At 65.9% G+C, this 24904-nt stretch carries 31 protein-coding genes and 4 tRNA genes; 22 read left to right on the forward strand and 13 right to left on the reverse strand.

Features of this window, described 5'->3' with window-relative positions:
* Nucleotides 1-32 precede the first annotated feature (32 nt).
* Both EZ304_RS04700 and EZ304_RS04705 read right to left on the reverse strand, forming a co-directional pair.
* Nucleotides 33-2363, reverse strand: coding sequence for a TonB-dependent receptor (locus EZ304_RS04700; RefSeq protein ID WP_142806425.1), 2331 nt, complete (start codon nt 2361-2363; stop codon nt 33-35).
* A 180-nt stretch (nt 2364-2543) separates the two neighbouring features.
* Nucleotides 2544-3125 (reverse strand): TetR/AcrR family transcriptional regulator, encoded by a 582-nt coding sequence (locus EZ304_RS04705; protein WP_142806426.1) that lies wholly within the window; start codon nt 3123-3125, stop codon nt 2544-2546.
* Between the two features lie 101 nt (nt 3126-3226).
* Here EZ304_RS04705 and EZ304_RS04710 point away from each other — a divergent pair, with 101 nt between their 5' ends.
* The 6 genes from EZ304_RS04710 (at nt 3227) to EZ304_RS20945 (ending at nt 6988) form a co-directional block, all read left to right on the forward strand.
* Nucleotides 3227-4282 (forward strand): sugar phosphate isomerase/epimerase family protein, encoded by a 1056-nt coding sequence (locus tag EZ304_RS04710; protein WP_142806427.1) that lies wholly within the window; start codon nt 3227-3229, stop codon nt 4280-4282.
* A gap of 23 nt (nt 4283-4305) precedes the next feature.
* The gene (locus EZ304_RS04715) at nt 4306-5199 is read left to right on the forward strand and encodes an alpha/beta fold hydrolase (protein WP_142806428.1); all 894 of its coding nucleotides are present in this window, start codon (nt 4306-4308) and stop codon (nt 5197-5199) included.
* Entirely contained in the window at nt 5189-6115 is a 927-nt protein-coding gene (locus EZ304_RS04720; protein ID WP_142806429.1) for an alpha/beta hydrolase, read from the forward strand. The genes EZ304_RS04715 and EZ304_RS04720 overlap by 11 nt, the downstream gene beginning before the upstream one ends.
* A 94-nt stretch (nt 6116-6209) precedes the next feature.
* Nucleotides 6210-6285 (forward strand) — tRNA-Ala (locus tag EZ304_RS04725).
* A gap of 118 nt (nt 6286-6403) precedes the next feature.
* Nucleotides 6404-6838 (forward strand): hypothetical protein, encoded by a 435-nt coding sequence (locus EZ304_RS20940; protein WP_185959263.1) that lies wholly within the window; start codon nt 6404-6406, stop codon nt 6836-6838.
* Nucleotides 6839-6847: 9 nt separating this feature from the next.
* Nucleotides 6848-6988, forward strand: coding sequence for a hypothetical protein (locus EZ304_RS20945; protein ID WP_185959264.1), 141 nt, complete (start codon nt 6848-6850; stop codon nt 6986-6988).
* A 6-nt stretch (nt 6989-6994) separates the two neighbouring features.
* Here the strand turns inward: EZ304_RS20945 and EZ304_RS04730 are convergent, their stop codons facing one another.
* Nucleotides 6995-7756 (reverse strand): SDR family oxidoreductase, encoded by a 762-nt coding sequence (locus EZ304_RS04730; RefSeq protein WP_142806430.1) that lies wholly within the window; start codon nt 7754-7756, stop codon nt 6995-6997.
* A gap of 132 nt (nt 7757-7888) precedes the next feature.
* Between EZ304_RS04730 and EZ304_RS04735 the strand changes: the two genes are divergently transcribed.
* Entirely contained in the window at nt 7889-8731 is an 843-nt protein-coding gene (locus tag EZ304_RS04735) for a bifunctional transcriptional activator/DNA repair enzyme AdaA (protein ID WP_005414045.1), read from the forward strand.
* A 61-nt stretch (nt 8732-8792) separates the two neighbouring features.
* On the opposite strand, the gene EZ304_RS04740 is transcribed toward EZ304_RS04735, so the two are convergent.
* Nucleotides 8793-9818, reverse strand: a complete 1026-nt coding sequence (locus EZ304_RS04740; protein WP_142806431.1) for an NADP-dependent oxidoreductase — start codon at nt 9816-9818, stop codon at nt 8793-8795.
* A 367-nt stretch (nt 9819-10185) separates the two neighbouring features.
* Between EZ304_RS04740 and EZ304_RS04745 the strand changes: the two genes are divergently transcribed.
* The 7 genes from EZ304_RS04745 to dxs all read left to right on the forward strand — a co-directional run bounded on the left by EZ304_RS04745 (nt 10186) and on the right by dxs (nt 16848).
* Nucleotides 10186-10261 (forward strand) — tRNA-Phe (locus EZ304_RS04745).
* Nucleotides 10262-10333: 72 nt separating this feature from the next.
* Nucleotides 10334-10409: transfer RNA gene (locus EZ304_RS04750), tRNA-Phe, on the forward strand.
* Nucleotides 10410-10612: 203 nt separating this feature from the next.
* Nucleotides 10613-11164 (forward strand): lipocalin family protein, encoded by a 552-nt coding sequence (locus tag EZ304_RS04755; protein ID WP_142806432.1) that lies wholly within the window; start codon nt 10613-10615, stop codon nt 11162-11164.
* A 169-nt stretch (nt 11165-11333) separates the two neighbouring features.
* Nucleotides 11334-11810 (forward strand): LEA type 2 family protein, encoded by a 477-nt coding sequence (locus EZ304_RS04760; RefSeq protein ID WP_049430351.1) that lies wholly within the window; start codon nt 11334-11336, stop codon nt 11808-11810.
* Nucleotides 11811-11875: 65 nt separating this feature from the next.
* Nucleotides 11876-13666, forward strand: a complete 1791-nt coding sequence (locus tag EZ304_RS04765; protein WP_142806433.1) for an acyl-CoA dehydrogenase C-terminal domain-containing protein — start codon at nt 11876-11878, stop codon at nt 13664-13666.
* Nucleotides 13667-14169: 503 nt separating this feature from the next.
* On the forward strand, nt 14170-14835 hold the full coding sequence (locus EZ304_RS04770; protein WP_019336875.1) for an HNH endonuclease: 666 nt from the start codon (nt 14170-14172) through the stop codon (nt 14833-14835).
* A gap of 105 nt (nt 14836-14940) precedes the next feature.
* Nucleotides 14941-16848: a 1-deoxy-D-xylulose-5-phosphate synthase gene (dxs, locus tag EZ304_RS04775; protein ID WP_099551941.1), complete on the forward strand. Its 1908-nt coding sequence runs from the start codon at nt 14941-14943 to the stop codon at nt 16846-16848.
* Nucleotides 16849-17000: 152 nt separating this feature from the next.
* Here dxs and EZ304_RS04780 read toward each other — a convergent pair whose 3' ends face one another.
* The 3 genes from EZ304_RS04780 to EZ304_RS04790 all read right to left on the reverse strand — a co-directional run bounded on the left by EZ304_RS04780 (nt 17001) and on the right by EZ304_RS04790 (nt 18274).
* Complete coding sequence (locus EZ304_RS04780) at nt 17001-17204, reverse strand: hypothetical protein (RefSeq protein ID WP_005410416.1); 204 nt, start codon at nt 17202-17204, stop codon at nt 17001-17003.
* A gap of 167 nt (nt 17205-17371) precedes the next feature.
* Complete coding sequence (locus tag EZ304_RS04785) at nt 17372-17935, reverse strand: DUF3011 domain-containing protein (RefSeq protein ID WP_010486507.1); 564 nt, start codon at nt 17933-17935, stop codon at nt 17372-17374.
* Between the two features lie 132 nt (nt 17936-18067).
* Complete coding sequence (locus tag EZ304_RS04790) at nt 18068-18274, reverse strand: hypothetical protein (protein ID WP_142806434.1); 207 nt, start codon at nt 18272-18274, stop codon at nt 18068-18070.
* A 402-nt stretch (nt 18275-18676) separates the two neighbouring features.
* Between EZ304_RS04790 and EZ304_RS04795 the strand changes: the two genes are divergently transcribed.
* The 4 genes from EZ304_RS04795 (at nt 18677) to EZ304_RS04810 (ending at nt 20215) form a co-directional block, all read left to right on the forward strand.
* Nucleotides 18677-18961, forward strand: coding sequence for a hypothetical protein (locus EZ304_RS04795; RefSeq protein WP_142806435.1), 285 nt, complete (start codon nt 18677-18679; stop codon nt 18959-18961).
* Between the two features lie 12 nt (nt 18962-18973).
* On the forward strand, nt 18974-19207 hold the full coding sequence (locus tag EZ304_RS04800; RefSeq protein WP_142806436.1) for a DUF1653 domain-containing protein: 234 nt from the start codon (nt 18974-18976) through the stop codon (nt 19205-19207).
* An 89-nt stretch (nt 19208-19296) separates the two neighbouring features.
* The gene (locus tag EZ304_RS04805) at nt 19297-19869 is read left to right on the forward strand and encodes a TetR/AcrR family transcriptional regulator (RefSeq protein ID WP_099551914.1); all 573 of its coding nucleotides are present in this window, start codon (nt 19297-19299) and stop codon (nt 19867-19869) included.
* A 13-nt stretch (nt 19870-19882) separates the two neighbouring features.
* A complete protein-coding gene (locus EZ304_RS04810; RefSeq protein WP_005410423.1) occupies nt 19883-20215 on the forward strand; it encodes an SMR family transporter in 333 nt (110 codons plus the stop codon).
* 22 nt (nt 20216-20237) lie between these two features.
* On the opposite strand, the gene EZ304_RS04815 is transcribed toward EZ304_RS04810, so the two are convergent.
* On the reverse strand, nt 20238-20411 hold the full coding sequence (locus EZ304_RS04815; protein ID WP_006380555.1) for a DUF1328 domain-containing protein: 174 nt from the start codon (nt 20409-20411) through the stop codon (nt 20238-20240).
* Between the two features lie 94 nt (nt 20412-20505).
* The gene (locus tag EZ304_RS04820; protein ID WP_099551915.1) at nt 20506-21147 is read right to left on the reverse strand and encodes a LysE family translocator; all 642 of its coding nucleotides are present in this window, start codon (nt 21145-21147) and stop codon (nt 20506-20508) included.
* A 153-nt stretch (nt 21148-21300) separates the two neighbouring features.
* Here EZ304_RS04820 and EZ304_RS04825 point away from each other — a divergent pair, with 153 nt between their 5' ends.
* A complete protein-coding gene (locus EZ304_RS04825) occupies nt 21301-21993 on the forward strand; it encodes an aspartate/glutamate racemase family protein (RefSeq protein ID WP_142806437.1) in 693 nt (230 codons plus the stop codon).
* A 24-nt stretch (nt 21994-22017) separates the two neighbouring features.
* Here EZ304_RS04825 and EZ304_RS04830 read toward each other — a convergent pair whose 3' ends face one another.
* Entirely contained in the window at nt 22018-22413 is a 396-nt protein-coding gene (locus EZ304_RS04830; RefSeq protein WP_099551917.1) for a hypothetical protein, read from the reverse strand.
* 241 nt (nt 22414-22654) lie between these two features.
* Between EZ304_RS04830 and EZ304_RS04835 the strand changes: the two genes are divergently transcribed.
* From EZ304_RS04835 to EZ304_RS04845, 3 genes are read left to right on the forward strand one after another with little or no spacing between them, the layout of a single operon-like run.
* Nucleotides 22655-23164: a DUF3011 domain-containing protein gene (locus EZ304_RS04835; protein ID WP_142806438.1), complete on the forward strand. Its 510-nt coding sequence runs from the start codon at nt 22655-22657 to the stop codon at nt 23162-23164.
* Nucleotides 23161-23604: a DUF6713 family protein gene (locus EZ304_RS04840; protein WP_260678263.1), complete on the forward strand. Its 444-nt coding sequence runs from the start codon at nt 23161-23163 to the stop codon at nt 23602-23604. Before EZ304_RS04835 ends, EZ304_RS04840 begins: the two co-directional genes overlap by 4 nt.
* Entirely contained in the window at nt 23601-24041 is a 441-nt protein-coding gene (locus EZ304_RS04845; protein WP_142806439.1) for a GNAT family N-acetyltransferase, read from the forward strand. The genes EZ304_RS04840 and EZ304_RS04845 overlap by 4 nt, the downstream gene beginning before the upstream one ends.
* A gap of 68 nt (nt 24042-24109) precedes the next feature.
* Here EZ304_RS04845 and EZ304_RS04850 read toward each other — a convergent pair.
* The 3 genes from EZ304_RS04850 to EZ304_RS04860 all read right to left on the reverse strand — a co-directional run bounded on the left by EZ304_RS04850 (nt 24110) and on the right by EZ304_RS04860 (nt 24891).
* Nucleotides 24110-24186: transfer RNA gene (locus tag EZ304_RS04850), tRNA-Pro, on the reverse strand.
* Between the two features lie 68 nt (nt 24187-24254).
* Nucleotides 24255-24611: a MerR family transcriptional regulator gene (locus EZ304_RS04855; protein ID WP_005410431.1), complete on the reverse strand. Its 357-nt coding sequence runs from the start codon at nt 24609-24611 to the stop codon at nt 24255-24257.
* The gene (locus EZ304_RS04860; protein WP_005410432.1) at nt 24592-24891 is read right to left on the reverse strand and encodes an integration host factor subunit alpha; all 300 of its coding nucleotides are present in this window, start codon (nt 24889-24891) and stop codon (nt 24592-24594) included. The genes EZ304_RS04855 and EZ304_RS04860 overlap by 20 nt, the downstream gene beginning before the upstream one ends.
* Between the last annotated feature and the right edge of the window lie 13 nt (nt 24892-24904).

Consider the following 24904-nt stretch of genomic DNA (forward strand, 5'->3'; position numbering starts at 1 on the left):
ATGACGGGAGAACCCGTCACCGCGCCAGCGCCTTACCAGTTCATGTTCAGCGAGACACCCACGGTGCGCGGTTCGTTGTAGACCGCGGCCATGTAGTTCTCGATCACGCCCTTCAGGTTCTTCTCGTTGGTGATGTTGCGCGCGAACAGCGCCACTTCGTAGGCACCGTAGTTGCCCGAGTAGCCGATCTTCAGGCCACCCTCGAAGTCACCCTTGGAGTTGAACTCCTTGCTGTCGTACAGCACGAAGCTGGTATAGCCCTGCTTGTTCCAGTCGGTGGAGACGAACATGGTGCCAGCGTCGCTGACCGGGAAGTCGTAACGGGCGGCCAGGTTCACGTTGTACTTCGGCGCATTCGGCAGCGGGTTGCCGTCGATCTGCGCGAAGGTGTTGGCGCCGACCTTGATGGTCGGATCATTCACCGTGCAGACCACCTGGCCGTTGAGGCCGCAGACCTGCGCGTACACGCGCTTGTCCTTGATCTCGCTGTGCAGCAGGCTCAGGCCAGCGCTCAGGGTCAGGTTCGGGATCGGACGCAGTTCCATGTCCGCTTCGAAACCGTAGGCCTTGGCCTTGTCGGCGTTGAACAGCACGCCGTTGCCGTCCGAATCGTTGCCGTTGAGCTGGATGTCGTTGACGGTGTAGGTGAACGCGGTGGCGTTCAGGCGCAGGCGGTTGTCCCACAGGCTGCTCTTCACGCCCGCTTCCCAGGACAGGATCGTCTCGGAATCGGCGGTGGTGAAATCGGCATTGAACACCGCCGAACGGCCCTGGATGGTCGGGCCGCGGAAGCCGCGCGCGACCTTCGCGTAGACGCTCACGTTCGGGGTGAACTGATACATCGCGCTCAGATCCCAGCTCGGCGTGGTATCGGACATCCTGACGTCGGTGCGGCCCTTGTAGGTGACCACGCCGGCAGCGGTATCAGCGGTCTTCAGCAGACGCGTGTGCTTCTCGTCCTTGGTCTGACGCAGCCCAGCGGTGACGGTGAACTTGTCGGTGAATGCGTAGCTGATCTGGCCGAAACCGGCCCACGAAGTGTTCTTGTTGCGCAGGCGCACCCAGTTGTTCGGGTTGCGTGCCGCGCCCTGCAGGAACCACGCGCGCTGGTAGAAGTCGGTGGTGTCGCTGCCGTTGAAGTAGAACGCACCAGCCTGCCACTGCAGGGCGCTGTCATCATGGCTGGCCAGGCGGAATTCCTGGGTCCACTGGTCCAGATCACGGATGCGGCCCATCGACTGGCCATATCCGTTCGGCACGCCGTTCACCGGGAAGTTCACCGCAGCACCGCCGTCGGTGTCGCCACGGCTGTAGCCGGAGGTGGTCTCGTAGGCGGTGATCGAGGTGAAGTCGATCGCACCGAAGTCGTAGCGTGCCTTCACCGAGCCGCCGTAGGTCTTGTACGCCTGCGGGTTGTTGTCGGCTTCGTCGTAGGCGACCTTGTCGCGCGGCACGTCGGTCTTGTTCGAGCCCTTGGTCAGCGCGCCGCGCAGGAACAGGGTCGAGGTGCCTTCATAATCGCGGGCGTGGGCCGAGGCCAGGATCGAGAACTGGTCGCTCGGGGTCAGCAGCAGCTGCGCGCGCACGTTGCGGTCATCGAAGCCGCCCATGGCGTTCTTCTTCGGGCTGACCGTGCCATCGGCACTCGGGCCCTTGTAGGTGTTGTCGACATAGTCGTCGCGGTGCTGATACAGGGCCGACACGCGGAACGAGGCGATGTCGTTGATCGGGCCGCCGAAGCCGCCGTCGATCGACACGCTGTTGTAGGTCGCATAGCTGGCGCTGACGCGGCCGGTGTAGTCCTGGGTCGGCTTCAGGGTGTCGAACTTGACGATGCCGGCGGTGGTGTTGCGGCCGAACAGCGAACCCTGCGGGCCGCGCAGCACTTCCACCTGGTCGACGTCATAGACCGGGTTGGACTTCAGCACCACGTGCTCCAGCACCACGTCGTCCTGGATGATCGACACCGGCTGCGAGGCACCCAGGTAGAAGTCGATGTTGCCCAGGCCGCGGATGTAGAAGCGCGGGAAGATGCGGCCGGTGGTGGTTTCCGCATACAGGCTCGGCACGCGGCCGGACAGCGCCAGCAGGGTGTCGTCGCCGCCTGCGGTGAAGTCGCGCATGCGCTCGCCCTGCACCACGCCGACCGAGACCGGCACTTCCTGCAGGTTCTGCTCGCGGTGTTCGGCGGTCACGGTGATCGTGTCCAGCCCGGTCGGGGTCGGCGCGCTGTCCTGCGCGGCGGCACCGAAGCTGCCAACCAGGGCCAGGCCGGCACAGGCCAGTGCCAGCGGGTGGCGGCGGAAGGAAACAAGGGAAGACGACAGACCCGACAGGCGGCGGGAATCGGTATGGGAGGGCATGCAATGCTCTGAGGAGGCGTCCGTGCGGCCTGCGCGAGCCGGGCGGCAAAAAGGAGGAAAACTGCGCAAGCGGCCATTATCCCCCAAATTGTTACGATTTCGTTGCGCGGCACCCAAACCCGGCGAAACAAGCGGTTTCGGCACAGTCACCGGGCATTCCGCACGCCCTGAAGGCTTGACTCAGGGCAGCGGGCCCAACGCCACATCGACCATCGCCAGCAGCCGCTCGCGGCTGATGCCGTCACGCGCCTGCACCGAAATGCCGTGCAGCACCGTGGCGAAGTGATCGCCCAGTGCCTGCACCGCCACATCGCCGACCAGCTCCCCTTCGGACTGCGCCTGCTGCAGGCGCGCGATGATCGCCGCCGTACGCTGGCGACGATGGCTGGCCAACCAGTCCCGCACGCCCTCGCCATCGGGCGAGACGCTGCTGGCCGAGGACACCACCAGGCAACCATGCGGCCGCCCGCGCCGGGTGTAGGTCAGCACCGCTTCGCGCAGCATGGAGCCGATCGCCTCACGCAGCGTGGTCTGCTCCAGCGCGCGCGGCGCGAAGCCGCCCTCGCCTTCCTCGTACAGCGCAACGGCTTCGCGGAACAACTGCTCCTTGCTGCCGAACGCGGCGTAGATGCGTGCAGAGGCAATGCCCAGTGCTTCGACCAGTGCCGACATCGACGTGCCTTCATAGCCGTGCTGCCAGAACAGCAGCATCGCCTTGCGCAACGCCTGGTCCCTGTCGAATTCGCGCGGTCGCCCTGCCATCTGCCTGCCTGCTCCAGTGAGGCGCGCAGTGTAACGCGGGTGTTGACCACCGCGAGGGCCGCGCCTATTCTTTGTCGATCGACAAACAATTGGAGCAACACATGCAGACCCTCAAGGGCCCCAGCCTGCACCTGGCGCAGTTCGCCGGCGACCAGGCCCCATTCAACTCACTTGCCGGCATTGCCGCGTGGGCCGCCGGCCACGGCTTCAAGGCCCTGCAGATCCCGGCCTGGGATGCACGCCTGTTCGACCTGGCCACCGCTGCCGACAGCCAGGACTACTGCGACGACCTCCGCGGCACCCTGGCCGAGCACGGCCTGCAGGTCAGTGAGCTGACCACCCACATCCTCGGCCAGCTGGTCGCCGTGCATCCGGCCTACGACGAACTCTGCGATGGTTTCGCACCCGAAGCACTGCGCGGCAATCCGAAGGCCCGCAGCGAATGGGCGCAGCAGCAGCTGCACCTGGCCGCCCGCGCGTCACGCCGTCTCGGCCTGCAGGACATGGGCACTTTCTCCGGCTCGTTCGCCTGGCCCTACCTGTTCCCGTTCCCGCAGCGCCCACCGGGCCTGATCGACGCCGCGTTCGATGAACTGGCACGACGCTGGCGGCCGATCCTTGACACCTGCGAGGACAACGGCATCAACCTCTGCTACGAGATCCATCCCAGCGAAGACCTGCATGACGGCACCAGCTTCGAACGCTTCTTCGAGCGCGTCGGCCAACACCAGCGCTGCCGCATCCTGTTCGATCCCAGCCACTTCGTGCTGCAGCAGCTGGACTACCTGGAGTACCTGGACATCTACCACCCGCTGATCCGCATGTTCCATGTCAAGGACGCCGAATTCCGTCCGAGCGGGCGCCAGGGCATCTATGGCGGCTATGCCGACTGGACTGAACGTGCGGGCCGCTTCCGCTCGCTGGGCGATGGCCAGGTCGACTTCAAGTCGATCTTCTCCAAGCTGGCCCAGTACGACTACGCGGGCTGGGCAACGCTGGAATGGGAGTGCTGCCTGAAGGACCAGGAAGCTGGCGCGCGCGAGGGCGCTGTATTCATCCGCGACCACATCATTCCGGTCACCGACAAGATTTTCGACGACTTCGCCGGTGCACCGATCAGCACCGCGCAGATGCAGCAGATGCTCGGCATTGCCTGAGCCCCCAACGGAGCACTCCCCTCATGACCACTTCCCTTTCCGCTGGTGCTGCCGGCGACGCTTCGCTGCGCCACCACTACCTGCGCATCGATGGTCAGCGCGTGCATTGCGTATCCGCCGGCCACGGTGAGCCGGTGCTGCTGATTCCCGGCTGGCCGCAGACCTGGTACGCCTGGCGCCACGTGCTGCACGCGCTGGCCGAGGCCGGTTTCGAAGCCATCGCGGTCGATCCGCCGGGCATCGGCGAATCCGACCGCCCCGCCCACGGCTACGACACCGGCAGTGCCGCCGCCGTCCTGCACCAGACCATGCAGGCACTGGGCCACGACCGCTACCAGGTGGTCGGGCATGACATCGGCATGTGGATCGCCTATGCGCTGGCCAGCGACCAGCCGCAGGCGGTGCGCCAGCTGGTGGTCACCGAAGCGGTGATTCCAGGCCTTGCGCCGGAACCGGGCATCTTCGCAGCACCGGCCGACAACATCTTCCTCTGGCACTTCATGTTCAACCAGGTGGCCGACCTGCCCGAAGCACTGATCAGCGGGCGCGAGCGCGCCTACCTGGAATTCATGTTCGATCGCTGGTCGTATCGCCGCGATGCCGTGGCTGCCGACACCTACATTGCTGCCTATAGTCGCCCCGGGGCGCTGCGCGCCGGCTTCGCCTGGTACCGCGCGATTCCGGAAACGATCCGCCAGAACAAGCTGCGCGCGCAGCGTCGCCTGCCGATGCCGGTGCTGGCGATCGGCGCCGAACACGCCACCGGCGATGCGCCGATGCTGACCCTGCAACCGCATGCCGATGACGTGCGCGGCAGCATCGTGCCGGGCTGCGGCCACTTCATCATGGAAGAAGCGCCGCAGGCATTTCTTGCACAGCTGCTGCCGTTCCTGCAGGAGGCACACCATGCAGCTTGAACCGGCGCTGCAGCAGTTCGTCGACGCCGTCGCGGCCCATCCGCTGCCGGAGGACCTGCGCGAGCTGCGGGCGATCAGCGAGAGCGCGCTGCCCCAGCTGCAGGGCGCGCCGCTGCCGGTTACGCATGTGATCGAACATGCGGTGATCGCACGCGACGGCCACGCGTTGGACGTCCGCCTTTACACACCGGAAGGGCTGCCCGATGGACCGGCACCGGCTTTGTTGTTCGCCCATGGCGGCGGCTGGTTCCAGTGTTCGCTGGCGGTCTACGACGGTCCCTGCCGCGCCCTGGCCAGTGCCAGCGGCAGCGTGATTGTCGCCGTGGGCTACCGGCTGGCGCCGGAACACCGGTTCCCGGTTCCACTGCATGACGTCGCCGACGCCTGGCACTGGTTGCAGGACAACGCCAGGCGCCTCGGCCTGGACCCACAGCGGCTGGCGATCGGTGGCGACAGCGCCGGGGGCAATCTGGCCGCCGCCTGCTGCCTGCTGCTGCGCGATCTCGGCCTTCCGCAGCCACGCCACCAGTTGCTGCTGTACCCGGCACTGGACGTCGGCATGAGCAGCGACTCCTATCGCGAGTACGCCAGTGGCTACTACCTCAGCGCCGAACTGATGCGGCGCTGCTGGCAGGCCTATCTTGGTGACCTGCACCCGCCGCTGGCACTGGCCTCGCCCGCCCACGCAACCGACCTGCAGGGGCTGGCGCCAGCCTCCGTGCTCAGCTGCGAGCACGATCCGCTGCGCGACGAGGCCGAGCAGTACGCGCACCGCCTGCAGGCTGCGGGTATCCACTGCACGCTGGAGCGGCTGCCGGGGATGATCCATGCCTGCATCCATCTGCAGGGAGTGGCTGATTCCACCGGCGTAGCGGTACAGCGCGCGGGCGATCTGCTGCGCCGGGCCCTGGCCTGAACCGGCTGGGGGCGGCGGCAGATCCACGCCTGCCGCCGTCCCGGCCCGGCGCTTGGCAAGCCCGGCAGGCAGCGCTACACTGAAAGCCTGCCGTGGGGCCATAGCTCAGCTGGGAGAGCGCGTCGTTCGCAATGACGAGGTCAGGAGTTCGATCCTCCTTGGCTCCACCACTTCATAAGCAAATCAAAAAGCCCCGAGGATCTCCTCGGGGCTTTTTGTTTGGCGCCAGGCTCGTGATAATGCCGTGAAATGCCACCATGGCGTCTCATCGCCACCTTAGGAGCACTCATGAAGGGATTTTCTGCAGCTGCCGCCGTCGTCGCTTTGCTCGCTGGTTGTTCGGCCACCCGCCCCATCGCGACAGAGATGGCAAAGCCCGTCCCGGCCAGTCAGATCTTCGCCTACGCCCAGCCCGCTACTGACACCGGAACGGTCATCGTGACCCGGGATGTTGGATTGGCCGGATCAAAGTGTCCTGTCGCCTTCTACGTCGACGGCGAAGTGGCAGCTCACGTAGACAATGGGCAGACCATGACGGTGTACATCCCTTCGGGCAAGCACATCCTTGGTGCCGGCCCGGCGGGCACCGGTGTGTGCGGCATCGTGAGCCGTACCGCGCATATGCGCGAAGCGGCTTTCGACGTTGTTGCTGGAGACCGTCTCAAGCTGCGGCTCGGCTTCACCCGTGATGGGACGTACCAGATCACACCAACCGCACTCTGAGCCGCCTTCATGCGCCGCACGTTGGGTGCGGCGCTGGGTTGCAAGCTAAGCGGCGGCCACGCCCACTTCAACTGGGGCGAAGCCTGGGCCCGTTTCGATCCGAAAGGCTTCATGGCCAGCAGCGGTATCCGCTACGCACCACGCTCGTGACCCCGTTCAGGTCCGTGTGATCGACACCCCACCCTCCACGCGCATCGCGGTACCGGTAACGAAACTGCTTTCATCGCTGGCCAGGAACAGCGCCGCGTTGGCGATCTCCTCCGGCTCGGCCATGCGCTTCAATGCATGCAGCGAGCGCACGAAGTCGCGGGCATCGCCGGTGGGTGCGGCCTGCCGGCCCATCTCGGTATCGGTGCCACCGGGCAACAGTACGTTGCTGCGTACGCCGCGCGCGCCGTACTCGGCGGCGATCACCTGGCTCAGGCCGATCAGCCCGGCCTTGCTCGACGCATAGGCCGCCATGCCGGGGAAGCCCACCGTGTGGCCGACGAAAGTGCCGACGAACACCAGCGAGCCGCCGCCGCGCGCCAGCAGTGCCGGCAACTGCGCACGTGCGGCATGGAAGGCCGCATCCAGATTGGTCGCCATCACCTCGCGCCAGGCGTCCACCGGGAACTCCGCCGCCGGCACGCCCGGGCCGAGCATGCCGGCATTGTTGAGGGCCATGTCCAGGCCGCCGAATGACTGCTGGGCCAGATCGACCAGCGCCTGTGCCGTGCCCGGATCAGCCACATCGGCGGCATGCACCACCACCTCGCCGCCGGCGGCACGAATCTGCTCGGCCAGCGCCTGCAGTGGCTCCGGCCGCCGTGCGTTGAGCACCAGCTTTGCCCCTTCGGCAGCGAAACGCAGCGCGCTGGCGCGGCCGATGCCGGCGCTGGCACCGGTGATGAGGGCGATCTTGTTGTTCAGGCGCATGGTCGTGGTATCGGTTGTGAAGTAGCCACCACGATGCCGCGCCTCTCCCCTGCCAACACTCCGTTTCCGGGCCTGGCCCGTCGGTGCAGGAAACGGAGTTTCCGCAGAACCGGCACGTGCCAGAATCCGCCCATGGACAGCACCGCCTCCCCCACGACCGATGCCCGCGTCGAACGGGTCTGCCGCCACCTTCAGGCGAGCCTCGACGAACCCTCGCTGCAGGAACTGGCCGACATCGCCGGCTGCAGCCCGACCCGCCTGCATCGCCTGTTCAAGCAGGCAACCGGGCTGACCCCGAAGCAGTACGCTGCCGCGCTGCGCGCCGACCGCCTGCGCACCGGGCTGCAACAGCAGGAACGCATCACCGATGCCTTCCACGATGCCGGCTTCGGTTCCAGCGGGCGCTTCTACGAGAACGCACCGAAATTGCTGGGCATGACCCCGAAGCAATGGCGCGCAGGTGGTCGCGGCGAAGTCATCCACTTCGCGCTTGCCGAAAGTTCACTGGGCAGCGTGCTGGTGGCCAGCAGTGCCACAGGCGTGGTCGCGATCCTGCTCGGCGACGATCCGGAGACGCTGCTGCAGTCACTGCAGCAACGCTTCCGCCAGGCCGAACTGGTCGGTGCCGACCAGGGCTATGAGCAACTGGTGGCACAGGTGGTAGGCCTGGTCGAGGATCCTTCGCGAGGCGCCACGCTGCCGCTGGATATCCGCGGCACCGCGTTCCAGCAACGGGTGTGGCAGGCACTGCAGCAGATTCCGCGCGGGCAGACCGCGTCGTATGCGGATGTCGCCGCGCGCATCGGCGCTCCGCGATCAAGCCGTGCGGTGGCTCGCGCCTGCGCCAGCAATCCATTGGCGGTGGCCGTCCCCTGCCACCGCGTCGTACGCCGCGATGGCGACCTGTCCGGCTACGCCTGGGGCGTGGCGCGCAAGCGCGAACTGCTGCGCCGGGAAAAGGCCTCGACTGCCTGAAGTGGGTGCCCGCCCTGGTCGGCACGCCCTGCGGTAGCGCCGGGCCATGCCCGGCGAAGGCTCAATCCAGCTTCACCACCAACTTGCCGAAGTTGCGCCCCTGCAACAGCCCAAAGAACGCCTCCGGCGCATTCACCAGCCCCTCCACCACATCCTCGCGGTACTGGATGCGACCTTCGCGCAGCCATTGCGGCATCTCACGTTCGAAGTCCGGCCACAGGTGGTTGAAGTCGTGCACGATGAAACCGCGCACGGTCAGGCGCTGGCGCAGGATCTGGCTGAACAGCGCGGGCAGGCGGTCTGGGCCGGGCTGCTCGACGCCGCGCGCGTTGTAGGTGGCGATGGTGCCGCACACCGGAATGCGGGCGAAGTCGTTGAGCAGCGGCAGCACTGCATCCAGCACATGCCCGCCCACGTTCTCGAAATACACGTCGATACCCGCGGGCACCGCCGTGCGCAGCTGTTCGGCAAAGTCGGCCGCACGATGATCCAGCGCCACGTCCACGCCCAGCGTCTGCAGGTAGGCACGCTTGGCTTCGCCACCGGCGATGGCGACCACGCGCGCCCCCTGCAGCTTCGCCAGCTGCGCAACAGTTGCGCCCACCGGACCGGTCGCGGCGGCGACCACCAATGTCTCGCCCGGCTTCAGGCGGGCGATCTCATGCAGGCTGGAATACGCAGTGAATCCGGGCATGCCATACACGCCCAGTGCCGTGCTCAGAGGCAGCCCGGCCGGATCGAGGCGACGCCCCAGCGCCTTGCCCGGCAGTACCGCATGGGTCTGCCATCCGCCTGGCGCCAGTACCAGGTCGCCCACCGACACGCCATCAGCCTTCGACTGCAGCACCTCGGCCACGGTCTGGCCTTCCATCACCGCATCGATGGCCACCGGCGCGGCATACGAAGGGCCCTCGTCCATGCGACCACGCATGTACGGGTCCAACGACAGATAGCGGTTGCGCAGCAGCACGTCGCCGATTGCAAGCTCCGGCAGTGCAGCCTGCTCCAGACGGAAGTTGGCTGCGCTTGGTGCGCCCTGTGGACGCGAGGCCAGCACGATACGGGAGGTAACGAGGGAATCGGACATGGTGACCGGCTCTGCTGTTGCCAGCATCAGGAAAGGAATGCCGACACTACGCCCCAACGATCGCCGGCAACGGCCACGAAAACAGCGTTCCATCGCCCGCCCCGGCACGTCACCGGCACAAGCCTTGCCGTTGCGGCATTGCCGATCACCGCGGCCCGCTGATTTCCGCCACAGGGGATGATCAGGATCGCGCCGGGGCGCCTGGATCGATTCCTGGCCCTTCCCACCCTGCACAGCGACGGCGGATCAAGTACTTGCAGGTGCGCAGACGGCAATGTGAAGAATTCTTGGCAAAACGCTTGCCGAAGACTGCCGACCTCCGTAATATACGCCTCCTTGGCAGCGACCTCGCTGCTACGAAACATGTGGCCGAGTAGCTCAGTTGGTAGAGCAGGGGATTGAAAATCCCCGTGTCGGCGGTTCGATTCCGTCTTCGGCCACCACTTTCGAAGGCCTGCAGAAATGCGGGTCTTTTTTTTCCGGATACCGCGTTCAATGCGGTCGCCACACAATTTGGCCGAGTAGCTCAGTTGGTAGAGCAGGGGATTGAAAATCCCCGTGTCGGCGGTTCGATTCCGTCTTCGGCCACCAGTTTCAGAGACCTGCAGAAATGCAGGTCTTTTTTTGTCTGCGGCCTGCCATCCACGCATGGCGCGGATCTACCTGGCGCTGGCGCCATCCGCTATCCAGGCATGGCGTCGATCCATGCCAGGCCACCGCCTTCTGGTTGACGAAACATTTACACCGGCACCCGGCGCGGCACCTACGCTGCAGATTCCTGCCGGAGCCTGCCGATGCAACTGCGCCCCACCCTGCTCACCTGGCTGCTGCTGGCCACCGCCCCGGTGATCGCCGCCGAGCCGGTACGCGCGGTCGATACGCTGGACATCGATCGCTACGCCGGCCAGTGGCACGAGATCGCGCACCTGCCGGTGTCATTCCAGAGGCAGTGCGTCGGCGAGATCACCGCCAACTACGGGCTGCGCCGCGATGGCCGCATCAGTGTCACCAACGCCTGCCGCAACGGCGATGGCGAACGCGTGGTTGCTGAAGGCGTGGCACGCCCGGTGGCCGGCCATCCCGGCCAGTTGCAGGTGCGCTTCGTGCCGGACTGGCTGAGCTGGGTGCCACTGGTCTGGGCCGACTACTGGGTGCTGGCGCTGGACCCGGACTACCAGTGGGCGCTGGTTGGTGAACCGGACCGGAAATACCTGTGGATTCTCTCGCGCCTGCCGGAAATGGATCGCACCCGGTTCGAACAGTTGAAAGAAAAAGCAGAAGCCATGGGCTACGACCTGGGCCCGCTGCGCCTGATGTCCCCGCTTCGCGATACGCCCGCCGATTGAACTGCAGTTCAATCCGCACGCGCACCGTGCGCCCGAAGATCCAGCGCTGCGCATGCCCGGCCGCCACCTTCACGCGCTACCCTCTGCGACGGGTCGCCACAGGCGATCCAAACGACCATACGCCGTAGTATGCTTATTCCAACGCACCGCCTCCAGAGGACCTGCGCCCATGCTCCACCGTTTCCGTATCGCCTTGATCGTCCTGAGCACCCTCGCCCTTGCCGCCTGTGGCAACGGCATCGTCAAGCGTGTTTCGGAACCGGCGGCCAGCCTGCAGCAGCTGACCGTGCGCGCCGACGGCAACTGGACCGTGGCCCTGCGCCTGCAGAACTTCAGCTCCATGCCGATGACCTTCGACGATGTCTCGCTGGCGCTGACCGTTGGCGACAGCGACGCCGGCACCCTGCAGGCCAAGCCGGGCATTTCCATCGGAGGCACCTCGGCCGACGTCATCAACGTCGACCTGGTACCCAGTTCGGCCGCACGCCTGGTGGTGGCCGATGCACTGGCCGGCAACCGCACCCTGGCCTATGGCCTGAAGGGAACGGTCGCAGCCACGCCGCAGGAAAAGAAGCAGCGCAGCTTCGATATCAGCAGCCGCAGCACCCTCAACCAGGCTCCGGGCTTGCCGGGCGTGCTGCGCTGATTTCCACCTTCCGTCGCGGCGCCTGGCGCCGCTCTCCCCTGCCCTGATCAAATCGAGACGTACCGATGAGCAGCTACACCGCCCCGCTTTCCGACCTCCGTTTCGCCCTGCACGACGTGCTCAAGGTCGAACCCCTGTTCGCCCGCCTGGGCTTCACCGACGCCACCGCCGACGTGGTCGATGCCGTGCTGGAAGAAGCTGGCCGTTTCAGCGCCACCGTGCTGGCCCCGCTCAACAGCGTTGGCGATGAGATCGGCTGCGTGCTCGACCAGGCCACCGGTGAAGTGACCACCCCGCCCGGCTTCAAGCAGGCCTACGACCAGTTCGTCGATGGCGGCTGGACCGGCCTGACCGCTTCGCCGGAACTGGGTGGCCAGGGCCTGCCGCACACCCTGGGCGTGCCGCTCAACGAAATGATCAACGCCGCCAACCTGGCGTGGGGCAACTTCCCGCTGCTCTCGCACGGCGCCATCGAAGCACTGAAGCAGCACGGCGAGGCCTGGCAGCACGAAGCCTTCCTCAAGCCGCTGATCGAGGGCCGCTGGACCGGCACCATGTGCCTGACCGAGCCGCACTGCGGCACCGACCTGGGCCTGCTGAAGACCAAGGCCGAGCCGAACGCCGATGGCAGCTATTCGATCACCGGCACCAAGATCTTCATCACTGCCGGCGAGCATGACCTGACCGGCAACATCGTGCACCTGGTGCTGGCCAAGCTGCCCGACGCCCCTCCGGGCGCCAAGGGCATCTCGCTGTTCGTCACCCCGAAGTTCAAGGTCGGCCGCGACGGCAACGTCGGCGAGCGCAACGCACTGCGCTGCGGTTCGATCGAGCACAAGATGGGCATCAAGGGCTCGGTCACCTGCGTGATGAACTTCGACGGTGCACAGGGTTACCTGGTCGGCCAGCCGCACAAGGGCCTGCAGGCGATGTTCACCATGATGAACACCGCGCGCCTGGGCGTCGGCCTGCAGGGCATCGGCCTGTCCGAGCGTGCCTACCAGAACGCGCTGAAGTACAGCCGTGAGCGCCTGCAGTCGCGCGCCCTCAGCGGCGCCAGGTTCCCGGACAAGCCGGCCGACCCGATCCTGGTCCACCCGGATGTGCGCCGCATGCTGCTGACGGTGAAGTCACTGGTCGAGGGCAGCCGCCTGCTGGCCCTGCACGCCGCCACCCTGATCGATGTCGCCCACCACGCCGAGGACGCCGCCGAGCGCGAGCGCGCCGACACCCTGGTGAGTTTCCTCACGCCCATCTCGAAGGCCTGCCAGACCGAATGGGGCATCGAGAACACCTACAACGCCCTGCAGTGCTTCGGTGGCCACGGCTATATCCGCGAGCACGGCATGGAACAGCTGGCCCGCGATGCGCGCATCACCACGCTGTATGAAGGCACCACCGGCATCCAGGCGCTGGACCTGATCGGCCGCAAGACCGCCTCCAGCCAGGGCGCCGGCCTGAAGCTGATGCTGGCCGAGATCGAAGCCTTCGCCAAGGAACATGAAGGCAACGAAGCGCTGGCCGAGTTCATCGGCCCACTGCGCGCCAAGGCTGCCGAATGGGGCAAGCTGACCCTGGACGTGCTGCAGCGCGCGGCCGCCAACCCGGACGAACTGGGTGCGGCCAGCTACGACTACCTGTTCTATTCGGGTTACGTGGTGTTGGCCTACTGGTGGGCCCGCAGCGTGGCCGCCGCCGATGCCAGCGCGCACGGCGCCGCCTTCGCCCAGGGCAAGCGCGAGACCGCACGGTTCTACTTCGCCCGCGTGCTGCCGCGCACCCTCAGCCACGCCGCCGCGATCCAGGCCGGTGCCGCCCCGCTGATGGCCATGGACGACGAGCGCTTCGGCGCCTGAGCCGGGCTGCGCCCGGCACCCGCGGTTGCGCCGGCCGCTGGCCGGCAACCGCAAAAGCCGGCTTCCTGCGGGATGGCGAGGCGGATCCAATTGCGGGGGACGGCGCAAGTACGTCCCTGTAGCCTCGGTCGCGCCATCCATGGCGCTCACGCCCCCGCAACCGGACCCACCCCGCCTCTGACAGATTTCTGCTGCTGTTGGTAGGTGTCGACCTTGGTCGACACGTTGGATCCACACCAAGCGTGGATGGGGGATCAGAGCCCTTTCCTGCGGAAAGGGATCCGACCCCGACCTGACAGCCCCCAGTATCTCTCTGGAGAAAAGCCCCCTTTTGTTAAAGGGGGCGCACCGACAGGTGCGGGGAATAGGAAGAATGCGTGGGCATCCCAGCCCGCCGACGGCGGGCTGGGATGCCGAATGCGCGGACCTGAATGTTGACGATTTGCGTATCGCCGACAGGCGATACACAAATCGTCAACATTCAGGTATAAGCTGTTCTCCCGATGGAGACAGACACTACACGCTTGGGTCTGATCGAAGCCGGAGCTCCGTTTTCTGCTCCGGGCGCCGAAGCATCGCCCAACGCCACGACGCTGCATCGACCCGGTTCCGTCCGGCTGCTCTCACTTGATGCCCACGGACGCGTACTGGATTGGATCACCTGGCAGGATGCGGCGTGCCTCTACGCCCGCGAAGCCGTCGCCTGGACACTCGGCGATCCCTGCCTGCACATCCACGGCGGTACCAACCGCTTCAGCGGCCTGCAGAGCGGGATGGACCTGCACCCGATCATCGCCGCGCGCGGCCACGCCCGCTCCCGCGCGATCGATCCGACGCCGAACCTGACCAACCCGGCCCTGTTCGCCCGTGACGCCCACCTGTGCATGTACTGCGGCCAGCAGTTCAACCGCCCCACGCTCACCCGCGACCACGTCATGCCACTGTCCAAGGGTGGCCTGGACTGCTGGGAAAACGTGGTCACCGCCTGCTTCCACTGCAACTCGCGCAAGAGCGACCGCACCCCGCAGCAGGCCGGAATGCCACTGCTGGCGGTGCCCTACCGGCCCAGCTGGATCGAGCATCTGATCCTGTCCAACCGCAACATCCTGGCCGACCAGATGGCCTTCCTGAAGGCGCAATTGCCGAAGCGGTCAAAACTGAGCACCTGAATCGCCGAAAATGCAACCCTCACCGTCCTGTCACGGGCGGCGGCGTTTGCTTGCCCCACCCCCGTTTGAGGGCGAAAATGGGCGTTCAGAACAAGTGCGAACATGATGATCGACTCTGCCCGCTATCCCCGCCTCGCGCGCATCCAGACACCGGATGACCTGCGCACGTTCGACGAATCCGAAATGAGGGCGGTCGCCGACGAGCTGCGCGCCTACCTCATCGAATCGGTCGGCAAGAGCGGTGGCCACTTCGCCGCCGGCCTGGGCGTGATCGAACTCACCGTGGCACTGCACTACCTGTACCAGACCCCGCACGACCAGCTGGTCTGGGACGTGGGCCACCAGACCTACCCGCACAAGATCCTCACCGGCCGTCGCGACGAGATCCATACCGTCAAGCAGAAGGACGGCGTCGCGCCATTCCCGAAGCGCGAGGAAAGCGAGTACGACACCTTTGGCGTCGGCCACTCCTCCACCTCGATCTCGGCCGCACTCGGCATGGCCATCGCGCGCCAGTCCGAAGGCGACGATCGCAAGATCGTGGCGGTGATCGGTGACGGCGCGATGACCGCCGGCATGGCCTTCGAAGCGCTGATGCACGCCGGCGGCATGGACCCGGAACCGAACCTGCTGGTGATCCTCAACGACAACAACATGTCGATCTCCGAGGCGGTCGGCGGCCTGACCAAGATGCTCGGCCGTGCCACCGGCAGCCGCACGCTCAACGCGCTGCGCGAAGGCGGCAAGAAGATCCTCGGCGACAAGAAGAACAACCCGGCACGCTTCGTGAAGCGCTGGGAAGAGCACTGGAAGGGCATGTTCGTGCCGTCCACGATGTTCGAGGAAATGGGCTTCCATTACACCGGCCCGATCGACGGCCACGACATGCCGGCCCTGCTGTCCACGCTGAAGACGCTGCGTGCCTCCAAGGGCCCGAAGCTGCTGCACGTGATGACCACCAAGGGCAAGGGCTACGAGCCGGCCGAGGGCGACCAGATCGGTTACCACGCCGTCGGCCCGTTCGATCCGGACAAGGGCCTGGTGGCCAAGGCCGGCGCCAAGAAGCCGACCTACACCGATGTGTTCAGCGACTGGCTGTGCGATGCCGCCGCCGCCGAGCCGCGCCTGTACGGCATCACCCCGGCGATGCGCGAAGGCTCCGGCCTGGTGCGTTTCAGCAAGGAATACCCGCAGCGCTACTTCGACGTGGCGATTGCCGAACAGCACGCGGTCACGCTGGCCGCCGGCATGGCGACCCAGGGCGGCAAGCCGGTGGTGGCGATCTATTCGACCTTCCTGCAGCGCGCGTACGACCAGCTGGTGCATGACGTGGCGATCCAGGACCTGGACGTGCTGTTCGCGATCGACCGCGCCGGCGTGGTCGGACCGGACGGTGCAACCCATGCCGGCAACCTCGACCTGAGCTTCCTGCGTTGCGTGCCAAACCTGGTGGTGATGGCGCCATCCAACGAAGCCGAGTGCCGCCAGATGCTCAGCACCGGCCTGCAGCATCCGGGCCCGGCCGCTGTGCGCTATCCGCGTGGCACCGGCACCGGCGTTGCAGCCGGCACCGATCTCGCCACCCTGCCGATCGGCAAGGGCGAGCTGCGCCAGCAGGGCAGCCGCGTCGCCCTGCTGGCCTTTGGCAGCACCGTGGCCGCCGCCGAACAGGTCGGTCGCGAACTGGGCCTGAGCGTGGTCAACATGCGCTTCATCAAACCGCTGGACCGCGAGCTGGTGCTGGCTGTCGCCGCTCAGCACGAGGGCCTGGTCACGATCGAAGACAACGTGGTGGCCGGTGGCGCCGGCTCCGGTGTCGGTGAGCTGCTCAATGCCGAGGGCGTGCTGCGCCCGATCCTGCACCTGGGCCTGCCCGACAGCTACCAGCACCATGCCAGCCGCGAGGACCTGCTGGCCGAAGCCGGTATCGATGCCGCGGGCATCCGCGCGGCGGTACTCAAGCGCTGGCCACAGCTGGCCGCCGGCACCCCGCCGCTCAGCGCGGCAGGCTGAGCCGGCCACGACCCAGTGGATCCACGCATGGCGTGGATCTACTGCGGAACAGGGGTCGATCCACGCCATGCATGGAGACAGACACAAAGTAGAGCCACGCCATGCGTGGATAGCGGGCTCCGGAAACAGGATCTGGCCGGGAGCCCCAGCCTTCAGCCGTAGCTGACCGCTTCCACGAAGGCACCGCTGGCTTCCACGCGCACGGCAGCGCGCTGCCCGGTATCGACAAAGTGCAGGCGCGCCAGGGTTTCAGCGAAGTCGAAGGCCCGGGCACCGTCGCGGAAATCGATCGGCTCCGGCCGGTCCGGATGCAGCACGCGCCATTGGCGCTGTTCGCATTGCAGGCGGATCAACATGCGGCTCACTCCTTGAGGCAGCGTATCGACGGTAGCGGGACGGGCGTGCCGGTTACGGCAGACTTCATCACGACGGATCAGGGGCACGCAGGGGTGCCCTGATCGCAGAAGATACGACGTTCAAAATGTGAGCTGTATCAGATTATTCTGATTTTCGAGTGGCGCGCTCAATTCACCTGGAACTGCGCCCGGCAGCCGTCGCTGACCCAGATGCCACGGCGGTCCCAGCCCCAGGTCTGGCCTTCGATGCAGGCACTGCGCGAATCCTGGCGGACCAGGCGCACACCACGACGGATTCGGGCATCGCAGTACTCCTGGCGGTGGCCGTTGGAATGGCAGGTGATCACCTCACCCCCACCCCAGCCATTGCCGCCATTGCCCCAGCCGTTGCCATGGCCACCACCCCAGCCACCGCCACGGCGGTACTCGCCAACGAACTCAGCCCGGCAGCCCTGGGTCACCCAGACCCCGTAGCGGGATTGCCCCCAGGTCTCACCCTCGACACACGGCGAACCCGACAACTGGCGGATCATCCGGGCACGGCCTTCCAGGCGGCATTCATTGCTGCGGTTCTTGATCGATTCGCAGCGTACGATGCCGCCGCCATCACGACCGCCATAGCGATCATCGTCATAACCGTAGCCATAGCTCTGCGCCTGCGCGCCGCCTGCGGCGGCCAGCATCGGCAGCAGCGTGCAGGCCAGGGTGCGCCAGGTGAGTGCCTTGCCCATCGGAATCTCCGGATGAATACGATGGCGCAAGCATCCGGGATTCGTGGCGCGGCGCACAGGGGGGCGCCCCATGGCGGTTTTTTCCCCATTCAAACAACTCAACCGTGGCTGACTGCGCCTCGGCCGATGGCGTCAACTTCCGACGTGGAGCGCGTCCACGGAACTGCCGAGCGCCTCGACCCGTACCGTGCTGCGCTGGCCGGTACGGCGGTGGTGTTCCAGGGCCCGCGCCGCGGCGACATCGAAGGCCTCGGCGCCCCGTGCATAACGGGTGGCGTCATGCGCCTGCGGATCCAGCACGGACCAGTGCCGGGCGTTGCATTGAACGGTAATGACCATTGGAAGACTCCTGCGGAATGAAGGCACGCCAGCAGCGGAAGACCCTGAGCGCCGGTACACCATCAGGCTAGCGAGTGCCTCCGGGATGGCCCATCAGATTTGTACGAAAATGCCGCGCCACACTGTCAGACCGCCCCGCCCTCACATCCCTGAGGCCGTTTAGTGAATCCCTTTCGTGACCCTTGTCACGGAGTTGGCAGAGCTTCACACTACCGTCATCAACAGGGGCCCCTTCCACATGCGCACCTTCTTCTCCCAGCAGCGTTGGACGTTGCTGAAGTTCTATTTCGTGGCCAGCTATCTGGTGCTGATCGAGGAACTGATCCGCGCCGCCCTGCACTGAGCACTTGCTGCCGTTTTACCCGCGGCAGACACTGTTGCTTTAGGCACGGAGCTTCGCCGATGAAATCCCTTCTTCTGATTCCAGCCCTGCTGGTCCTGGCCGCCTGCGCCAGCCCGGACAAGGCACCCACGCACGCCGAAGCGGCAGCCACGTCGCCAGCGACACCGGTCGTCGGTGGTGATCGCGATGCGCATGGCTGCATCGGTTCGGCCGGTTACCAGTGGTGCGAGCACAGCCAGCGTTGCGAGCGCCCGTGGGAACTGGCGCAGGCACAGGGCCTGGCCAATACCGCCGAGGCCATCAATGCCTACTGCGCAAAGCCGGCCAGCCCGGCGCGCAAGTGAGTCGCGCCCACCATGGCTGAGCTGAGTCCGCTACCCCCCCTGGCCCCAGGCCGCTACCGCCACTTCAAGGGCGGCGAGTACGAAGTGCTCGACATCGTCCGCAGCAGCGAGACCCTGCAGCCGATGGTGCTGTACCGCGCGCTGTATGGCGAAGGTGGCCTGTGGGTACGCCCGTACGCCATGTTCGTCGAGCAGGTGCCCGGCGAGCACGGACCGCAACCGCGTTTCGCCCGCATCGACGCATGACGGTTCCGCTGCCGGCCTTGGCCGGCAGCACGCGGTAACGCGGCGGGGCCTGCGTTACAATCGTACCGTCCAGTCGGTTTCTTTCCGCCATGTCCGCATCCCCCTCCCGTTCGCGCCGCAAGGCGCCCGACAGCGTGCGCCAGTCACTGCTGCAGGCCACCATTGAAGTGATCGGCCGTAACGGCCTGGCCGCGCTGACCGTGCAGGACGTCGCGCAGGCCGCCGGTGTCAGCAAGGGTGCGTTGTTCCATCATTTCAGCAGCAAGCAGGCACTGGTGGATGAAGCCATCGGCGCACTCATCGGCGAGTTCGAAACGCGGGTTCGTGCCCTGCTGCAGGAAAACCCCGAAGGCCATGGCCGTTTCAGCCGCGCCTATGTGCAGGCCAATTTCGAGCATCTGCTGCAGCAGGAACAGGACAACGACATCGGCCTGACCCTGGGCAACCTGATGGAACCGGCCCTGCTCGCGCATTGGCGTACATGGAAGCGCGCGATGCTGGCCGAATTCGCCGACGAAGCCAACGATCCCCGACTGTATGCGGCGCGCTGCGCTGCCGACGGCTACTGGGCCACGGCCTATGGACGTCCGCTGGACGAGGAAGAACGTGCCAACGCATTGGCCATGGCCGAACAGGCCCTGAAACTGTGCGACCCGCAGTGAGCTGGAGCGCTCGATGAATCCCTACCTCTACCTTGCCGCTGCCATCGTGCTGGAAGTGATTGCCACATCACTGCTGAAAGCGTCCGACGGCATGAGCCGACTGGCGCCGACACTGGGCGCACTGGTCGGCTACGGGCTGTGCTTCTACCTGCTGTCGATGACCATGAAGTCGATCCCGACCGGCATCGCCTACGCAATCTGGTCCGGCGTCGGCATCGTGCTGATCTCGCTGATCGGGCTGGTGGTGTTCAAGCAGCGCCTGGATGCACCGGCGTTGATCGGCATCGGCCTGATCTGCGCCGGCGTACTGGTGATCAACCTGTTCTCGCGCAGCAGCGCGCACTGAGCACGCTGCTGCGCGATCAACGCTAGCTGACCTTCTTCGCTACGGTCATGCCGAGCAGGAACAGCACCACGGCGATGATGATGCCGGCCCAGAACAGGAACTTGGCGATGCCGACCGCGGCACCGGCAATGCCGCCGAAGCCGAGCACGCCTGCGATCACACCGATGATGGCGAAGATGATGGCCCACTTGATCATGTCAAACCTTTCCCTGCGGGGACTGCGTACTGGATGATCAGGCTAGGCCCTGGCCGATGCGGCAATCGTGAACAGGCCGCGTGCGCGGCGTGAATCAACGCGGCCGGAAGCGCAGCAGCGCGACCGCGAATGCCAGGAACACGCTTCCGACCAGGCGCTCGAACCAGCGCCGCGCGAACGGCCTGGCCAGCCAGCGGCGCAGGCCGTGCCCACCCGCCGCGTACATCACGTACCAGAACAGTTCGCAGGCGGCGAAGGTGGCCACCAGCACGCTGTACTGCACGGCCTGGCTGCGCGACGGATCGACAAACTGGGGGAGGAACGCAGCAGCGAACAACAGCAGCTTGGGGTTGCTCAGGCCAACCAGAAGCCCACCACGAAACACCGTCCAGGCACCAAGCGCCGGTGTCATCGGCACTGCGGCATCCACTGTCACCGGTGGCGCAGGTCGGCAGCTGTCGCGCCATGCCTTCAGGCCCAGCCAGGCCAGGTAGGCCACGCCCAGATAGCGCAGCACTTCGAACAGCATCGGCGAGGAATGCAGCAGCGCGCTCAGGCCGGCAGCGGACGCGGCCAGCACCAGCAGCATCGCCAGCAGGCATCCTGCCATCGCCGGAACGCTGCCACGGAAACCCAGCCCGACGCTGCGGCCCAGGATGTGCAGCATGTTCGGCCCCGGCGTGCCGCACAGGACAAAGACCGTGGCCAGGAACCACCACCAGGTATGCAGGGCCATTCGACACCCACCTCGGAAGACCGCACCAGCATAGGCCGTGGGCGCGCCGCGCGGCACATACAGCACGGCACGGATGTGGAGGTTACAGATGGCACGCACCGCACGCCCGTGCCCATCTGTGCTGCAATGACAGCCTCTTCCCTGGAGCAGCGCATGAAGACTCTTGGCCTGATCGGCGGCATGAGCTGGGAAAGCTCGGCGCAGTACTACCGGCTCATCAACGAGGCGGTGCGGCATCGCCTCGGTGGCGCGCATTCGGCACAGCTACTGCTGTGGTCGGTGGATTTCGCCGGTATCAAGCAGCTGCAGCACGACGGCGACTGGGACACCCTGGGCGATCACATGGTCGATGGCGCGCGCCGCCTGCAGGCGGGTGGCGCCGACCTGCTGCTGATCTGCACCAACACCATGCACAAGCTGACCGATCGCATCGAGGCGGCCTGCACGCTGCCGCTGCTGCACATCGCTGATCCGACCGCGACCGCGATCCTGCAGGCAGGTGCGCGCAAAGTGGGCCTGCTCGGCACTGCCTTCACCATGGAGCAGGACTTCTATCGAGGCCGCCTGCAGGAACGCTTCGGCCTGGAGGTACTGGTGCCTGATGCCGATGACCGCCGCAACGTGCACGACATCATCTATCAGGAGCTGATTGCCGGCGTGGTCAGCGAGCGCTCACGGCAGCTCTACGCCGGCGTGATCGCGCGCCTGGTCGAGCGCGGCGCTGAAGCGATCATCCTGGGCTGTACCGAGATCATGCTGCTGGTACGGCCGGAAGACAGCGCAGTACCGCTGTTCGACACCACCACCCTGCATGCGCTGGCTGCGGTGGATGCAGCACTCGGCTGAGACGGCGCAATGCGCGACGCGGAATCAGCCTGCGTCGCGGACTTCCAGCGCGGTGATCAACCAGTCGACCACGGCCTGTGAATCACACAGGAAAAAGACGCCATCTCCCGAGCGCGCTTCGGTGAGCAGGCGATAGACGGTGATCGCCACCGCCGACTGGTTGGCAATGAACACTTCCGGGCTGCGCGGCCCCTCGCTGTGGCCTGCCACGGCCTGCAACGCCTTGCGCGCAGCCACAGTGGCAGCCGGGTCCGCGCTGCGGGTCAGTTCCGGCCCGCGCAGCCCCCAGGCAACGAACACATGCTTGCCCTTGAACGTGGTGTCCAGGACCTGCACCTCGGCGGCGCCTGCGCCTACCGAGCGATGAATGACGATACTGCTGATCAACGCAACCCCCTGTGGTCGTCGTGGTCCGCGCATCGTCCTCCACAGCCCGGCCGCGCGCCAGTGACGGCCGCCACAGGCCGCGCCAACAGGCGTGGAAGACGTGTAATGAGGTGTAACCCGATGCGATCGGATGTGCAGCGATGATACGGGATGTAAGCCTCTGCATGGACCCGCGCGCACTACTAAATCCCCACTGAGCCACGTCGGGAACGAAGCGTTCCAATGGACCCGGGCTGGGTCATTCTTGCCGCCCCGCTCCCTCAACGAGGCCCCCATGACCCATCGCCTGCTGCTGCCCATTGGCGGCATCTCCCTGGCCATGCTGCTTGCAGCCACCACCGTGGCCGCCCAGGATTACGACGCAGCGCACATTCCCGCGCTTCGCTGCGAATCCCAGTTCAACAAGACCGAGCAATGCCCGATCGCGGGCCCGATGCGCCTGGCCAGGCAACTGTCGGTCACCCGTTGCGTGGAAAACCAGAACTGGGGCCAGAGCCGTCGCATGCTGTGGGTGACCGATGGCTGCCGTGCCGAGTTCGTCGCCGACGACCATGGCCGCTGGCCGGGACGCGGCCGGGGCCGTGATCGCGACGACGAGGGTGAACGCCTGGTCTGTGAGTCCTACGAAAAGAAGGACAAGGAATGCCGCATCCGCGTGCGTCATGAGGTGCGCATGGTCAAGCAGAAATCGGTGACGACCTGCATCGAAGACCACAACTGGGGCTGGGACCGCCGTGGTATCTGGGTCAGCGATGGCTGCAGGGCCGAGTTCCGGGTGTATTGACTGCCGGCCGCGCGCTGGCTGCAGCGTATAGGCGTGCGTGCGCGGCAGAGCCGATAGACTATGGCCAGCATGGCAGGGAGCACGACATGGAACGATGGTATCTGGCGACGCTGCTGGCGTTGATCCTGCATCAGATCGACGCTGCATTCTGGCAGGAATGGACCATGTTCCATGTGCCCGGTGGCATCCAGGGCTTCCTGCTGTTCAATCTGTTCGCGGTCGGCCTCGTGCTTTGGGGCTATCGCCAGACCCTGCTGGGCACATCGACGGCGCGCGGCTATGCGCTGGTTTGTGGCGCGCTCGGCATTGGCACGGCGCTGATCCATCTGGCGTTTGCCCTGTTCGGTCGCAATGAATTCCACCTGCCGCTGTCGATCGCCGTCCTGCTCGCCTGCTTTGTGTCGGGCGGCGGCCTGTTGCTGCAGTTGCGCCCGCGATGAGCCGGACGTCCCGTTTCCCGCACCTGCGTGACGGCAGTTCCCAGGACGCAGGTGCCTTGATCGCGCTCGACAGCGTGGCAGCCATTGATCCAGGGCGGATCATGCAGATTGGCGACTGGCTGGCACATGGCGGCGTGCAGGTCGCCGAGCAGGACGGCAAGGTCGTCGGCTACCTGGTCACTCATCAACACTTCTTCGGCGAAGCCTTCATTGAAATGCTGATGGTGGCGCGCGAACGGCGCAGCCAGGGCATCGGCGCCATCCTGCTGCGGCACGCGATCGCACGGCGCGGTGGCGGCAAGCTGTTCACCTCGACCAATGCCTCCAACATCGGCATGCAACGCCTGCTCACTACCCACGGCTTCGTAGGCAGCGGCATCGTGCATGGGCTGGACGAGGGCGATCCGGAACTCATCTATCGCTTCGCGGAAGACTGATCATCGGCATTCGCAGCACGCAAAAAAAAGCCCACGCATTGCTGCGCAGGCTTCTTGATTCATCACAGTGGTCGGGACGGCCGGATTCGAACCGACGACCCTCTGCCCCCCAGGCAGATGCGCTACCAGGCTGCGCTACGCCCCGACTGATGCTGCGATGTGCCCGCCAGTGCGGCGGGCCGTGAAGTATAGCGGATTACGATGGAAATGGGATCAGCGGCGCAGCAACTGCAGCACTTCTTCCAGCTCCATGCGCACCTGCTTGATGATCTGGTTGCTCAACGCCGATTCCTCGCGGGCATCGGGGCCATCCAGGCGCAGGCGTGCACCACCGATGGTGTAGCCCTGTTCGTACAGCAGGCTGCGGATCTGCCGCACCATCAGCACGTCATGGCGCTGGTAGTAGCGGCGGTTGCCTCGGCGCTTGGCCGGCTCAAGGCTGGGAAACTCGGTTTCCCAGTAGCGCAGGACGTGCGGCTTGACGTCGCACAGCTCGCTGACCTCACCAATGGTGAAGTAGCGCTTGGCCGGGATCGGCGGTAGTTCGCGGTTACTGCCCGGATCCAGCATAAGCTTCCACCCTCTCCTTGAGCTTCTGGCCCGGACGGAAGGTGACCACCGTACGGGCGGAAATCGGAATTTCCTCGCCGGTCTTGGGGTTACGACCCGGGCGCTGGTTCTTGCGCCGCAGATCGAAATTACCGAAGCCCGACAGCTTCACCTGACGTCCCTGTTCCAATGCTTCACGCAGCACATCGAAAAACGCGTCGACGAATTCCTTGGCTTCCCGCTTGTTCAGACCGACTTCGTCGAACAGCTTTTCCGCCATCTCCGCCTTGGTCAATGCCATTGCCTGCTACCCC

This window comes from Stenotrophomonas maltophilia (assembly GCF_006974125.1).
Lineage (GTDB): Bacteria > Pseudomonadota > Gammaproteobacteria > Xanthomonadales > Xanthomonadaceae > Stenotrophomonas > Stenotrophomonas maltophilia_O.